The following is a 13,941-nucleotide window of genomic DNA, read 5'->3' as shown; positions in this document are numbered from 1 at the left end:
ACAGCCGGGAGGTCTCATGCGGATCGGCGACGCCGCGGCGGCGGCCGGGACCACGCCACGCGCCCTACGCCTGTACGAGCAGCGCGGGTTGCTCCCGCCGCCCGCGCGGACCTCGTCCGGCCAGCGGGAGTACGGCCCGAGGGACATCGCCCGCATCCGCCTGGTGCGGCAGTTGCTCGCCCTCGGCCTGACCATCGAGGACGTCGCCCGCTGCGCCGACCGCCTGCACCTGCTGGAGGGCGACACGCTTCCGCCGTACGGCAGCCCCGGCTGCTCCGGCAACGGCGACGGCAACGGCGACGGGAGTGGCGGCGGCAGGAGGGTCGTGCAGCGCCGGATCGCCGCCCTGGACGCCGAGATCGCCCGCCTGACGGACCTGCGGAACCGGCTCGCCTCGGCCATCGCCGGGCCGGAGCGCACAGACCACACAGACCGTACGGAACGGGCGGATCAGTCGCGGTCCCAGGCGTAGGGATCGACGTAGATGACGTGACCCCCACGGTCGTCGGTCTCGTCCACGATGTCCTTGCGCGGCGCCGGCGGGGGGCTCGGGTCACGGCGCTTCGGCGCCGGTTTGCGCGGCTTCCCGGGGGTCTGGGATGCGGACCCGGCCCGCCGTGCGTCCATGGCGTCGAAGGTCTCCGCCGCCGCCGCGGCGTGCTCGTCGGTCCAGTCGTCCCTGATGACCGGGATCGGCTGGGTGTCGGCCTCGGTGGCGTCCAGCCAGTGGCCCGGCAGGTGGGCGCCGCGTGTGGGCCGCACCCGCCCGGCCGCCTTGGCGATCACGGCTCCGGCCTTCCGCACCGGCTCGGGCGGGGTGGCAGGACGCCGGGAGATCAGCCACCAGTTGGCGATGCCGGCCGAGATCCCGGCGGCCACGCCGACCTCCAGTGTGACCGACAGCGCCACCTCCCAGGGGGACGGCCCCACGGCGGCCAGGCCCGCCCCGCCGAGCGGGCCGCCCGACAGCGCGGCGAGCGTTCCCGCGACGAGCCCGGAGGTGATCCCGCAGACGAACCCCCACAGCGGCGCGGCCTCGATCGAAGGGGTCGGCGCGACGCGGGCCGTCACCACGCCGGCGACCGCACCGGCCGCGAACGGCACCGCGATCACACTCATGACCCACGGGGGCGCGGCTCCGGACGACGGCAGGGCGCCCAGCAGCGGCAGCATGGGCACCGCGCTCAGCTTGACCCCGGTGGGCGCGACCAGCGTCCCGGCGCCCACCGCGAACCCCGGCCCGGAGATGTAGGCCATGCCCCAGATGACGGCGTTGAAGAAGTAGAGGACCTCCAGGAGCAGGAGCAGCAGGCCGCCGACCACTCCGGGGCTGAGCACCTCCGACATCTGCTGGATCCGGGCGAAGTTGACCACCACGGCCGCGAGGACCAGCACGGCCCCGGCCACGAGCATCAGCGCGGTCGCGACGGCCGTGCCCGCCACGAGCGAGCGCGGCCGCTCGGGCAGCAGGCGCAGCATCGAGCGCCACGGCCCGATCGTGCGGGCGGTGGCCACCGATCCGGTGACGAACGCCAGCAGCAGGTGGCTGACCAGCGCCTCTCCGAGGAACGGCTCCATGATCTCGTTGCCGGAGACGAGGGCGATCACCCCGGCGAGCAGCGCGTACGGCGCGGCCAGCGAGATGCCGGCCTGGGCGATGAGGGCGAGCTGAGCGCGGCGCCGGGCGTTCTCGACGTCGCGCGGCGTGCCCTTGGGCAGCCGGGCGGGCATCCGCACCCGCAGGTCGGCGTCGCGCGCCATCCACAGGCCCGCCCGATAGAGCAGCACCCCCGGCAGGATCATCAGGCCGATGGGCAGCAGGCCCACCCGGCCGCCGGGGATCGCGAAACCGGCGTGGTGGGCGGCGAGCCAGAGCTGGCAGGCCGTACGGAAGACGCCGGGCAGGCCCTCGCCGAACGGCCCGCGGGGCGCGGCCATCCAGCCGATGAGGGTGAGCGTGGTGAGCACGGCCAGGCCGACGCCGAGCGTCCCGACCGCGGCCAGCATGCCCGAGACGGGGAGCGGCCGGCGGGTCTCCTCGTCGTCCCCGGCTCCCATGCGGCCGAGCACGGCGCGGGGAGCGGTCCTGAACTGGTCGAGAAGGCCCGTCACGTTACCGCATCATCCCAGCCCGGCGGCGTTGCTCCACGTCGCCACGCCGGGGAGTACGCAATCCGGACGCATCGGCACGCGCACCGGCCGGGCCCCGGAAACGACCGCGACCTTGCGCTCACACCACCACGGCGGTGGGAGCACAAGGTCGCGGACGACAGCCGGATGTATGAGATCAGCGGCTGGACATGATCTCGCGCATCAGGCGGGCGGTCTCGCTGGGCGTACGGCCGACGCGGACGCCGACCTTCTCCAGGGCCTCCTTCTTGGCCTGGGCGGTGCCGGCGGAGCCGGACACGATCGCGCCCGCGTGGCCCATGGTCTTGCCCTCGGGCGCGGTGAACCCGGCGACGTAGGCGACGACCGGCTTGGTCACGTGCTCGTTGATGTAGGCAGCCGCGCGCTCCTCGGCGTCGCCGCCGATCTCGCCGATCATCACGATCGCGTCGGTCTCCGGGTCGTCCTGGAACGCCTGGAGGGCGTCGATGTGCGTCGTGCCGATGACCGGGTCGCCGCCGATGCCGACGCAGGTGGAGAAGCCGATGTCACGCAGCTCGTACATGAGCTGGTAGGTCAGCGTGCCGGACTTCGACACCAGGCCGACGCGGCCCTTGGTGGTGATGTCGGCCGGGATGATGCCGGCGTTCGACGCGCCGGGCGAGGCGATGCCGGGGCAGTTCGGGCCGATGATGCGGGTCTTGTTGCCCTTGGAGACGGCGTACGCCCAGAACTCGGTGGTGTCGTGGACCGGCACGCCCTCGGTGATGACCACGCACAGCGGGATCTCGGCGTCGATGGCCTCGCGGACGGCGGCCTTGGTGTGGGCCGGGGGCACAAAGACGACCGACACGTCGGCGCCCGTCTGCTCCATGGCCTCCTTGACCGTGCCGAAGACCGGCAGGCCCTCGTGCGTGACGCCGGCCTTGCGGGCGTTCACGCCGCCCACGACCTTGACGCCGGCGGCGAGCATGCGGCGGGTGTGCTTGGTGCCCTCACCACCGGTCATGCCCTGAACGATGATCTTGCTGTTCTCGGTGAGCCAGATAGCCATTACGCACCTACCGCGGCGAGCTCGGCGGCGCGCTTGGCCGCTTCGTCCATCGTGTCGACCAGCTCGACGCGCGGAAGCGCGGCGTCGGCCAGGATCTGCCGCCCCAGGGCGGCGTTGTTGCCGTCCAGGCGGACGACCAGCGGGTGGGTCACTTCCTCGCCCCGGCTCCGCAGGAGCTGGAAGGCCGAGACGATGCCGTTGGCGACGGCGTCGCAGGCGGTGATGCCGCCGAAGACGTTCACGAAGACCGACTTCACCGACGGGTCGGACAGGATGATCTCCAGGCCGTTCGCCATGACCTCGGCCGAGGCGCCGCCGCCGATGTCGAGGAAGTTGGCCGGCTTGGGCTGGCCGGGGAGCTCCTCACCCGCGTACGCCACGACGTCGAGCGTGGACATGACCAGGCCCGCGCCGTTGCCGATGATGCCGACGTTGCCGTCGAGCTTGACGTAGTTGAGGTGCTTCTCCTTGGCCCGGGCCTCCAGCGGGTCCTCCGCGGCCTTGTCGACGTACGCCGCGTGCTCCGGCTGGCGGAAGTTCGCGTTGTCGTCGAGGGTGACCTTGCCGTCGAGGGCCTTCACCTGGCCGTCGGCCGACAGGATCATCGGGTTGACCTCGACGAGCGTGGCGTCCTCGTCGACGAAGACCGCCCAGAGCTTCTCGATCAGCTCGGCGGCGCCGTCCAGCGCCTGCTGCGGCAGGCCGCCCGCCACCGCGATCTCGCGGGCCTTGGCGCGGTCGACGCCCGTCAGCGGGCTGACCGGCACCTTCGCCACCTTCTCCGGCGCGGTGTGCGCGACCTCCTCGATGTCCATGCCGCCCGAGGCGGAGCAGATGGCGAGGAAGGTGCGGTTGGCGCGGTCGAGCAGGAAGGAGAAGTAGTACTCCTCCGCGATCTGGCTGGCCTCCTCGATCAGGACCTTGTGGACCGTGTGGCCCTTGATGTCCATGCCGAGGATCTGCGTCGCCTTCGCGTGGGCGTCGGCGGCGTCGTCGGCCACCTTCACGCCGCCGGCCTTGCCGCGCCCGCCGGTCTTGACCTGGGCCTTGACGACAACGCGTCCGGTGAGCTGCTCTGCAGCCGCCCGCGCCTCCTCCGGCGTGTGCGCGACGATTCCGCGCGGCACCGGGATGCCGTACTCCGCGAAGAGCTCCTTCGCCTGATGTTCGAACAGGTCCACGAGGGTCCGTCCCTTTTGATGTCCGAGGCCGGGCGCCGTCGTCCCGCCCGGCGTTTCCGCGCATGAAGCCTAGTCCCCGTACGAGCGTGGCCGCGTCGTCGGGTCCCGCCGGAGCCTTGCCAACAACCCTGGAGTACGGCAAGGTTGGGCAAAATGCCTAAACGGTGGCTGGAACCGCCGAACGGACCCATTCCACGATCTCCTGGGTCGTGGAGCCGGGCGTGAAAATCCGGGCGACTCCCATCTTCGTGAGTTCGGGGATGTCCGCTTCGGGGATGATGCCGCCGCCGAACACCACGATGTCCTCGGCGCCCTCCTCCCGCAGGACCTCGAAGAGCCGGGCGAACAGCGTCATGTGGGCACCGGACAGGATCGACAGCCCGATCGCCGCCGCGTCCTCCTGGATCGCCGTACGGACGATCTGCTCCGGCGTCTGGTGCAGCCCTGTGTAGATGACTTCCATGCCCGCGTCGCGCAGCGCCCGCGCCACCACTTTGACGCCGCGATCGTGCCCGTCGAGCCCCGGCTTCGCGATGACGACCCGAATCCTGCCTGCCATGAAGACCTCCCGCAGATGGTGCTCGCTGCCCGAAGCGTAACCGCCGCCCGAGGCATGGCCCCGGAACGCCCCCGCAGGTCGGCCGTTCCCTCTCCATGGGGTGATCCGTCCGCCCGCTCGGCGGCAACGCGCCCGGCCTTTTCGCAGTGGAATGCAACCTTCCGAATTCGGATCACAAATTGAAAACTCACAGGAAATGCTGATTTTCGTGACGCTCTCGTGATCATGAGCCGCAATGATTTCCCAGCTGCCCTCCTGATCTTGAGGGCACCTACGGGAGGAATCACTTTGAAGCGAGCATTCATGGCGCTGGCGTGCGCCGCGACGGCCGCGCTCGTGGCGCCCGCCGTCGCCGCCCCCGCGCAGGCTCACACCTCGACTCAGGCGCAGGCGCCCGCCGCCGACCCGGTGTCGGCGCTGCGCAAGCAGTTCGTCTCCGGCCACGGCGTACGCTTCGTCTCCACGGGCAAGCTGAGCCTCGCAGGCGTCACGGCCATCAAATACACCTCGAACGGCGGCTACGCTTTCGGCCGGTCCGGCGTCGTCGCCTCGGACAGCACGCAGAAGTCCAAATACAGCGAGCTGCTGAAGGACGAGGATGAGGACCTGAAGGACGCGGAGAAGCCTCTCCGCATGATCGTCATCGGCTCGACCGCCTACTTCTCCGGCGGGGTCTACACGAGCCTGCTCCCCGAGGGCAAGACCTGGCTGCGGCTCCCCGGGGTGCGGCCGAACGCCTCGGCGAGCCCGCTGAACCCCCTCGACTGGCACAACCTCAAGGCGGTCCTCGCGACCACCAAGGCCAAGGGTCCCGGCGGCAGGGTCAACGGCGCGAAGACCACGCTCTATCGCGGCACCATCACGCTGGGCCAGCTCATGAAGGCCAACCCGGATGTCAAGAACAGCCTCGCCGCCATTGGGTCCAACCCCGCCAAGAACGTGGTGTCCTGGAAGCTGTGGATCGGCCCCGACCAGCTCGTCCGCCGCGCCTCGGCCAGCGTCGACCTGAAGATGAAGTCCGAGGGCGAGACCTTCACCTTCAACCTGTCCACCGACAGCACGTACGCCGGCTGGGGCAGGAAGGTCACGGTCAAGGCGCCGCCGAAGAGCAAGGTCGCCAAGCTGTCCGACCTCGACGGTGACGTGCCGGAGACGTCTGGCACCGTAATCCTGCCCGACTGAACCGCGCGGCCGATCAGGCACTGAACCGCGCGGCCGAGCCCCCCCGCACGGCGCTCGACGAAGGCGGCCGGTCTCCGGGTGATCGTCACCCGGGGCCGGCCGCTTCGTTCGTTCCAGCCGGGCGCGCACCGCTCCGGCCGGCCGCTCCGTTCGTGCCGGCCTCCCGCACATGGCGCGGAGACCCGCACATGGCGCGGAGACCTGCAAGGCTCAGAGGGCCACGCACCGCTCCGGCTGGGCTCGCATGGCCCACCGCCCGGGACATCCGGCGCAGACCATCCGACTCCCGACACCCGCGCTCGGCGCGCTCGTCCGCACAACACACCCGGGCCCGAGCTCCGGCTCCGGGCTCAGGTCAGAGCTTGTCGATGGGGGCGTAGGCGAGCAGCAGGGTCTTCTCGCCCTCGCTGCCGAAGTCGATCTTCACTCTCGTCTTCTCGGCCTGGCCGTCCACCGCCACCACGGTGCCGAGCCCGAACGTGTCGTGGGTGACCCGGTCGCCGGGCGACAGGCTCGGGATCTGCCGGCCGCCGGTCTTCGGCGCGGGAGCCGTACGGGCGGCCGGGCGCGAGGTCGCGGCCGACCAGGCGGTCTTGCCCGGGTCGCCGCGCCACTCGATCAGGTCGCCCGGCACCTCGGACAGGAAGCGCGAGGCGGGGTTGAACGACGGCGCGCCCCACGCCGAGCGGACCGCCGCCCGGGACAGGTAGAGCCGTTCCTTGGCCCGGGTGATGCCGACGTACGCCAGCCTGCGCTCCTCCTCCAGCTCCTTCGGGTCGCTCAGCGAGCGCATGTGGGGGAAGACGCCGTCTTCCATGCCGGTGAGGAACACCACGGGGAACTCCAGGCCCTTCGCGGTGTGCAGGGTCATCAGCGTGACCACCCCGCCGTGGTCGTCGGGGGCGCGCTCCCCCGGGGGTACGACCCCTCCGGGCCCTCCCGGGATCTGGTCGGCGTCGGCGACCAGCGAGACCTGCTCCAGGAAGTCGACGAGCGTGCCATCCGAGTTGGCCTCCTCGAACTCGGCGGCCACCGCGATCAGCTCGTTGAGGTTCTCCAGCCGGCTCTCGTCCTGCGGGTCGCCCGAGGTCTCCAGCTCCGTCCGGTAGCCGGTGACGCGCAGCACCTCCTCCGCCAGGTCGGACAGCGGAAGCTCCTTGCCGCGCAGCTCGTCGAGCATCGCGACGAAGTCGCGGATCGCGTTCAGCGAGCGGGTGGCCACGCCCGGCGCCTCGTCGGCCCGGCGCAGCGCCTCCCAGAAGCCGATGCGCTCCCGGTTGGCGAACGCCTCGACCATCGCCTCGGCACGGTCGCCGATGCCGCGCTTGGGCACGTTGAGGATGCGCCGCAGCGACACCATGTCGTCGGGGTTGGCCAGGACCCGCAGGTAGGCGAGCAGGTCCTTGACCTCCTTGCGCTCGTAGAACCGCACCCCGCCCACGACCTTGTACGGCAGGCCGGTGCGGATGAAGATCTCCTCGAACACACGGGAGGCGGCGTTCGTGCGGTAGAAGATCGCCACGTCGCCGGGGGAGACACCGTGGTCGTCGCAGAGCCGGTCGACCTCCTGCGCGACGAACATGGCCTCGTCGTGCTCGTTGTCGGCCGCATAACCGATGATCTTGGGGCCCGCCCCCTGGTCGGACCACAGGTTCTTCGGCTTGCGGCCCTCGTTGCGGGAGATGACCGCGTTGGCGGCGTTGAGGATCGTCTGCGTGGAGCGGTAGTTCTGCTCCAGCAGGATCGTCCGCGCGTCCGGATAGTCGCGCTCGAACTCCAGGATGTTGCGGATCGTCGCGCCGCGGAAGGCGTAGATCGACTGGTCGGCGTCGCCGACCACCACGAGCTCGGAGGGCTCGACACCCTCCCGCACCACGTCGCCGTCGGCGGTGCGCACCTCGGGCCGCCCGACCAGCTCGCGGATCAGCATGTATTGCGCGTGGTTGGTGTCCTGATACTCGTCGACCATCACGTGCCGGAACCGCCGCCGGTAGTGCTCGGCCACGTCGGGGAAGAGCTGGAGCAGCGTGACCGTCAGCATGATCAGGTCGTCGAAGTCCATCGCGCCGGCCTCGGTGAGCCGCCGCTGGTAGGTGCGGTAGGCCTCGGCGAGCGTCCGCTCCAGATGGGTCGATGCCCGGTCGGCCGCCGTCTCGTAGTCGATCAGCTCGTTCTTGAAGTTGCTGACCTGGGCGGAGAAGGACCGCGGCGGATAACGCTTGGGGTCGAGGTCGAGCTCGCGGCACACCATCGCCATGAGCCGCTGCGCATCGGCCTGGTCGTAGATCGAGAAGCTGGACGAGAAGCCCAGCCGCTTCGCCTCGCGCCGCAGGATCCGTACGCAGGCGCTGTGGAACGTCATGACCCACATGGCCCTCGACCGCGGCCCGATGAGCTTGTCGACCCGCTCCTTCATCTCGCGGGCGGCCTTGTTGGTGAAGGTGATCGCGAGGATCTCCCCCGGCTGGACGTCACGCTCCGCCAGCAGATAGGCGATGCGGTGCGTCAGCACCCTGGTCTTTCCGGAGCCGGCCCCGGCGACGATCAGCAGCGGACTGCCCTGGTGGGTGACGGCGTCCCGCTGCTGCGGGTTGAGGCCGTCGAGCAATGGATGAGTGGCGGCTCGGGTGGACACTCTCCTTAGGTTATGACCGCGCACCGACATCCGGGGCCCACTCGCCCGGCATGTCACGTTTAAGGTGATGTGCCGGACCTTGAGGAGGACTGCTCGTGCTGGACGAGGCGGATATCAAGAAAGTGCTGATGGTCGTCGCTCACCCCGACGACATCGACTTCGGCGCGGCGGGCACGGTCGCCCGGTTCACCGAGGCGGGGGCCGAGGTGACGTACTGCCTGGTCACGGATGGCGACGCGGGCGGTTTCGACCGTGCGGTGGACAACGGCGGCATGGCGGCGCTGCGCCGTGCCGAGCAGACCGCCGCGGCCAAGTGCGTGGGTGTGAGCGACCTGCGCTTCCTCGGCTATCGGGACGGCGCGGTCGAGCAGACGCTCGGCCTGCGGCGGGACATCGCCCGGGTGATCCGCCAGGTGCGGCCCGACCTGGTCATCACCTCGACCCCCGAACGCAACTACGCGCGGATCAGCCCGAGCCACCCTGACCACCGCGCGGTCGGCGGTGCCACCCTCGACGCCGTCTATCCCGACGCCCGCAACCCCTATGCCTTTCCCGAGCTGCTCGCCGACGAGGGCCTCGACGCCTGGACCGTACGCGAAGTGTGGCTCACCGGCGGCATGACCCCCAACCACTACATCGACGTCACCCTGACCGTGGATCGCAAGATCGCCGCGCTGCGCGCGCACGAGAGCCAGACCTCGCACATCCCCGACCTGGACGGCATGGTCAAGGGCATGCTCTCCAGCCACGCCGCCGCCGCGGGCCTCCCCGAGGGCTCGTACGTCGAGGCGTTCCAGCGGGTGGTCACCGCCTGAGATCATCCTGCGCGAGGCCGAACCGGGCCGGGCGGAGCCGGGCGCGCCGGACCAAGCCGGCGGGCTGGCTGGCCGGACTGGGCTGAGCAGGCCGAACCGGGCCGGACTGAGCGAGCTGAGCCGAGGTGGGCGGTACAGGCCGGGCTGAGGGGGGCTGAGCCGAGGTGCGCGGCACAGGCCGGGCTGAGGGGGCTGAGCGCGCCGGGCCCAGCAGGCCGGACCGGGCCGGGGTGAGCCGGGCGGACGGGTTCTCCACCCCCGGGTGGAGAACGGCCGGGCTCCGCCCGGTTTTCCACCCCAGCTTTCCACCCGCGCGCCGATCCGGTGCGCGCCCGGCATCCCTACTTTCGTGGGCATGGAAACCACGCAGATCGTCCTCATCGCCCTCGTCGTCGTCGCCATCATGATCTACCGGCAGATGAGGCCGAGGCCCGTCGCCAGGCCGCAGGGGGTGATCATCCCCGTCGTGCTGGTCCTGATCGGTGTCAGCGGCGGCGGGCTCGTCGACGCTCATCACATGTCGCTGAGCGTCGCCGTGCTCGTCGTGGAACTCCTCGTGGCCGCCGGTCTCGGCGTGCTGCGGGCCATGACGACGCGCGTGTGGCGCGACCGGCAGGGCGTGGCGTGGTCGCAGGGCGGCGTCCCGACCCTCATCGCCTGGGTGGGCTCCATCGCCGTCCGGGTCGCGATGATGGTCCTGACCTCCTTCCTGGGCATCGCCTCGTCGCAGAACTCCATCCTCCTGTTCGTCGGAGTGACCCTCGGTGTCCAGTTCCTCGTCGTCGCCCGGCGGGCGAACGCCCTCCCCGGCGCGGCCGTACCCGGCGCTCAGACGGCCCGCTAACGTCGGGACGTGCCCACTCGTGACGGATATGTCCAGGCCGCCTGGGAGTCCAGCCGCGGGAACGCGATCGCCGGCGCGTTCCTGCGGCTGGCCGTGATCGCCCTGCTCGTCGGCGGGCAGGCGACCAGCCCGCCGGGATTCGGCCTGACGGGCGACCGGCTCGCCATCACCACGCTGACCGCCGCGATCGCCGTCACGCTGACGCTCATGGTCGTCATCCGGCTGCGGCCGATCCTGCCGATGCGCTGGAACGCCGGTCCGGCGGAAGCCGTCCTCATCGGGCTCACCCTCGCGGCGAGCATCGCCCTCGACAGGGTCTCCGACAGCAGCCCGGCCGTCGCCGTGCTCATGTTCTGCGTCGGGGCCGCCGCCGTACGGCACCCGCTGAAGTGGTCGCTGCCCATCCTGCTGCTGGCCCTGGCGGGCCTGGGATCGAGCGTCCTGGGGCTGCTGCCGCCACCGATCGCCCCGCAGGGGCAGGACCGCGACCTCGGCCTGTGCGTCTCGGTCTTCGTGGTCTTCGCGGTCGCCTACGCCATCAAACAGCGCAGGGCCGCGACCGCCGCGCAGGCGGGCGAGGCCGTGCTGGCCGAACGCGCCCGGATCGCCAGGGAGATCCACGACATCCTCGCGCACTCCCTGTCGGCGCAGATCGTGCATCTGGAGGGCGCCCGGCTGCTGCTGCGCGCCGACCGGTCGCAGGAGGCCCTCGACCGGGTGGAACGCGCTCGTGAGCTGGCCAAGAAGGGCCTCGAAGAGGCGCGAAGCGCCGTGGCCGCGCTCCGCGACGACGCCCAGCCGCTGCCCGCCGCGCTGGAGACGCTCGCCGAGGAGTTCCGCGACGCGACCGGCAGGCCGTGTGACGTCGTCGTCCATGGGCACGAACGCCGCCTGCCGCCCGAGACCGAGCTCGCGATGATCCGCACCGCCCAGGAGGCCGTCACCAACGTGCGGCGGCACGCCCCGGGCTCCCCCGCCACCGTACGGCTGAGCTTCGGCGACCGTACGTGCGAGCTGGAGGTGGTCAACCCCCCGAGCGAGAAACCGGGGACACCCGGAGGAGGATACGGACTCGTGGGTATGCGCGAACGCGCCGAGCTCCTGGGCGGCACCCTGGAGGCCGGCGAGACCGAGGACGGTTTCCGGGTCAGGCTGCGGGTGCCGGCGTGACCGCCCGCGTGCTCGTGGTCGACGACCAGGCCGTGGTGCGCGACGGGCTCGTCCTGCTGCTCGGTCTGCTGCCGGACATCGAGGTCGTGGGGTCGGCGTCCGACGGCGAGGCCGCGCTCCGCCTGGTCGCGGACGAACGGCCCGACGTGGTGCTGATGGACCTGCGCATGCCCCGCATGGACGGGGTCGAGGCGACCCGGAGGATCCGCACCGGCTTCCCGGAGACGCAGGTCGTCGTGCTCACGACCTACACCGACGACGAGTCGGTCTTCGCCGCGCTGCGCGCCGGGGCGCGCGGCTTCCTCACCAAGAGCGCCGACGCCGAGGAGATCGCCCGCGCCGTGACCACGGTGATGAACGGCGACGCGCAGCTCGACCCCGGCGTGCAGCGCCGCCTATTGAACACCGTCACCGGCGGCGGCACCGGCACCGCGCCGACCACCGAGGGACCCGTCGAGACGACCGGCCCCGCCGCCGCACCGCCGCACCGGTCGCGGTTCGCATCGCGCCACACGCGCGAGGCCCGGCACGCGGACCGGACGCCCGGCACACCCACGGATGCCGGCACACCGCCCGACGGGCTGACTCCGCGCGAGGCGGAGGTCCTGCGGCTCATCGCGCGCGGCCTGTCGAACGCCGAGATCGCCGCCACCCTGTTCATCGGCGAGACCACGGTCAAGACGCACATCAACAACCTCTTCGCCAAGGTCCGGGTGCGCGACCGGGCCCAGGCGGTCGCGTACGCCTACCGGACCGGCCTGGCCGATCCCCGCGAGGGCTGATCGAGGCGGCGGGCCACCCGGGCGGCGGCGTACCCGAGGGAGTTCGTCGCCACGTGGAGCAGCGCGGGCGCGAGCAGCCCGGCGCGGTGCCGCAGGCCGTGGAACACGAGCCCGGCGACCGCGGTGGAGGCCACCGTCCCCGCCACCAGCCGTCCCGTCTCCGCGAGCCGTCCCGCCTTGGTCTGGGGAGCGGCCTCGTCCGGGGTCTCCCCGGCGGCCGGCCTGCCGAGGGCGGGGTTGGCCGCGGCCATGTCGACGGCGGGCAACACGTGCCACAGCCCGAACAGCGCGGCCGAGACGGCGACGGCCGCACCGGGCGGCAGCGAACGGCCGAGCAGGGCGGGCAGCGCGCCGCGGAAGCCCACCTCCTCCAGCAGCACGGTCCCAAGGGGCACCTGCACCAGGGCCTCCTCCAGCACCCGGCGGCGCGACAGCGCGAGCGCGCGCTCGTCGCGGAAGAGCGCGCGGGTGCGGGGGCAGGCGACGCCCGCCGCGTAGACGGCCGCGACGCCGGCCGCGAGCGCGCCCCCGGTCACCGCCCCGGCACGGGCGTGGCGGAAGCCCAGCTCCCGCCAGGTGACGCCCTCCCTGCGGGCGATCAGCACCAGTGCACCGGTCGCGACCGCCGAAGTCAGCGGCGCCCACCGCCGGGCGACCCGGTTGTTGAGCACGTTCGCCGCGGCGAGCACCCCGAGAACCGCCGCCGTCGCGGGCTTCACCCGTCACCGTCCGGCGAGAGGAGCTCGCACAGCGCGTCGACGTACGGCTGGGCGGGCCCACGGTCACGCAGGGAGGTCGCGATGCCGATGAACCGGGACGGGCTGGGCGCCTCAAGGGGGATCGCGACCACGTCCGGGCCCGGCGTGAGCGAGATCTCCGGGATGAGCGCGACGCCCACCCCCGCGGTGACCAGGGACTGCGCGAAGAAATAGTCGGTGGCGCTGCACGAGATCCGCAGCTCGAATCCGGCCAGCTCGGCATAGCGGCGCAGGAGGTCCATGGTCTTCAGGCAGCCGAGGATCCAGCGTTCGGCGGCGAGCTCGGCCAGTTGGAGGCGGGCGCGCCCGGCCAGCGGATGCGTACGCGGAAGGACGACCCGGAGCGGGTCGGTCATCAGCGGGGTCCACGTCATGCCGGAGCGGTCGCCCGGACGGATCGGCGGCAGCCCGTCGAAGTGGTAGGCGAGGGCCAGATCGGCACGGCCCTCCCGCACCAGGGGCAGGCTGTCCTCCGGTTCGCGTTCGAGGATCGTCAGCTCGGCCTCGGGGTGCTCGGCGACGAAGCGGCTGAGCGCCGGCGGCAGGAGACGGCGGCCCCCGCTGGCGAACGTCGCGATGGTGAACCTGGCCCGCGCGGTCGAGAGCCGGTCGATGCGCTCCTGAGCGTCGGTCAGCTCGGCGGCGATCGTCTCGGCGGTGTCGACGAGCATGCGCCCCGGCTCGGTGAGGACCACTCCGCGCGTGCTGCGCCGCACCACGGGGACGCCGAGGCCGCGTTCGAGTGCGGCGATCTGCTGCGAGACGGCCGAAGGGGTGAGCCGCAGCGCGGCGGCCGCACGGTTGAAGCTGCCGTGGCGGGCGACCTCCCGCAGCACGCCGAGCCGATGCACG

13 protein-coding genes are annotated in these 13,941 nt (G+C 71.9%); 6 read left to right on the top strand and 7 right to left on the bottom strand.

Going from position 1 to position 13,941, the window contains the following annotated elements:
• Positions 1 to 16: 16 nt before the first annotated feature.
• The gene (locus OHB01_RS16545; protein ID WP_328855608.1) at positions 17 to 472 is read left to right on the top strand and encodes a MerR family transcriptional regulator; all 456 of its coding nucleotides are present in this window, start codon (positions 17 to 19) and stop codon (positions 470 to 472) included.
• Here OHB01_RS16545 and OHB01_RS16540 read toward each other — a convergent pair.
• The 4 genes from OHB01_RS16540 to OHB01_RS16525 form a co-directional block, all read right to left on the bottom strand.
• Complete coding sequence (locus tag OHB01_RS16540; RefSeq protein WP_328708345.1) at positions 451 to 2,112, bottom strand: DUF6350 family protein; 1,662 nt, start codon at positions 2,110 to 2,112, stop codon at positions 451 to 453. The genes OHB01_RS16545 and OHB01_RS16540 overlap by 22 nt on opposite strands.
• Positions 2,113 to 2,287: 175 nt before the next feature.
• Positions 2,288 to 3,163 carry a succinate--CoA ligase subunit alpha gene (gene sucD, locus OHB01_RS16535; RefSeq protein ID WP_142616477.1) on the bottom strand — a complete coding sequence of 292 codons (876 nt, stop codon included), beginning with the start codon at positions 3,161 to 3,163 and terminating at the stop codon, positions 2,288 to 2,290.
• Positions 3,163 to 4,344: an ADP-forming succinate--CoA ligase subunit beta gene (gene sucC / locus OHB01_RS16530; RefSeq protein ID WP_328855607.1), complete on the bottom strand. Its 1,182-nt coding sequence runs from the start codon at positions 4,342 to 4,344 to the stop codon at positions 3,163 to 3,165. The genes sucD and sucC overlap by 1 nt, the downstream gene beginning before the upstream one ends.
• 157 nt (positions 4,345 to 4,501) lie before the next feature.
• Positions 4,502 to 4,903, bottom strand: a complete 402-nt coding sequence (locus OHB01_RS16525) for a cobalamin B12-binding domain-containing protein (protein ID WP_142616475.1) — start codon at positions 4,901 to 4,903, stop codon at positions 4,502 to 4,504.
• 288 nt (positions 4,904 to 5,191) lie between these two features.
• Here OHB01_RS16525 and OHB01_RS16520 point away from each other — a divergent pair, with 288 nt between their 5' ends.
• Entirely contained in the window at positions 5,192 to 6,085 is an 894-nt protein-coding gene (locus OHB01_RS16520) for a hypothetical protein (protein ID WP_142646633.1), read from the top strand.
• A gap of 355 nt (positions 6,086 to 6,440) precedes the next feature.
• Here the strand turns inward: OHB01_RS16520 and pcrA are convergent, their stop codons facing one another.
• Positions 6,441 to 8,750 carry a DNA helicase PcrA gene (gene pcrA / locus OHB01_RS16515; protein WP_328855606.1) on the bottom strand — a complete coding sequence of 770 codons (2,310 nt, stop codon included), beginning with the start codon at positions 8,748 to 8,750 and terminating at the stop codon, positions 6,441 to 6,443.
• A 65-nt stretch (positions 8,751 to 8,815) separates the two neighbouring features.
• Here pcrA and OHB01_RS16510 point away from each other — a divergent pair, with 65 nt between their 5' ends.
• The 4 genes from OHB01_RS16510 to OHB01_RS16495 all read left to right on the top strand — a co-directional run bounded on the left by OHB01_RS16510 (position 8,816) and on the right by OHB01_RS16495 (position 12,331).
• On the top strand, positions 8,816 to 9,535 hold the full coding sequence (locus tag OHB01_RS16510; RefSeq protein ID WP_142646637.1) for a PIG-L deacetylase family protein: 720 nt from the start codon (positions 8,816 to 8,818) through the stop codon (positions 9,533 to 9,535).
• A 355-nt stretch (positions 9,536 to 9,890) separates the two neighbouring features.
• A complete protein-coding gene (locus OHB01_RS16505; RefSeq protein ID WP_142646638.1) occupies positions 9,891 to 10,379 on the top strand; it encodes a hypothetical protein in 489 nt (162 codons plus the stop codon).
• Between the two features lie 9 nt (positions 10,380 to 10,388).
• Complete coding sequence (locus tag OHB01_RS16500; RefSeq protein ID WP_142646640.1) at positions 10,389 to 11,549, top strand: sensor histidine kinase; 1,161 nt, start codon at positions 10,389 to 10,391, stop codon at positions 11,547 to 11,549.
• The gene (locus tag OHB01_RS16495; RefSeq protein ID WP_142646642.1) at positions 11,546 to 12,331 is read left to right on the top strand and encodes a response regulator transcription factor; all 786 of its coding nucleotides are present in this window, start codon (positions 11,546 to 11,548) and stop codon (positions 12,329 to 12,331) included. The genes OHB01_RS16500 and OHB01_RS16495 overlap by 4 nt, the downstream gene beginning before the upstream one ends.
• Here the strand turns inward: OHB01_RS16495 and OHB01_RS16490 are convergent.
• Together OHB01_RS16490 and OHB01_RS16485 are read right to left on the bottom strand one after the other, a co-directional pair.
• Complete coding sequence (locus tag OHB01_RS16490) at positions 12,295 to 13,050, bottom strand: CPBP family intramembrane glutamic endopeptidase (RefSeq protein WP_142646644.1); 756 nt, start codon at positions 13,048 to 13,050, stop codon at positions 12,295 to 12,297. The two genes, OHB01_RS16495 and OHB01_RS16490, sit on opposite strands and share 37 nt — an antisense overlap.
• Positions 13,047 to 13,940: a LysR family transcriptional regulator gene (locus tag OHB01_RS16485; RefSeq protein ID WP_328855853.1), complete on the bottom strand. Its 894-nt coding sequence runs from the start codon at positions 13,938 to 13,940 to the stop codon at positions 13,047 to 13,049. The genes OHB01_RS16490 and OHB01_RS16485 overlap by 4 nt, the downstream gene beginning before the upstream one ends.
• Position 13,941: the final 1 nt, after the last annotated feature.

The organism is Microbispora hainanensis, from assembly GCF_036186745.1.
GTDB lineage: Bacteria > Actinomycetota > Actinomycetes > Streptosporangiales > Streptosporangiaceae > Microbispora.
Note: the sequence above shows the minus strand (reverse complement) of the source record. Positions and strands in the feature narration are given on the sequence as shown.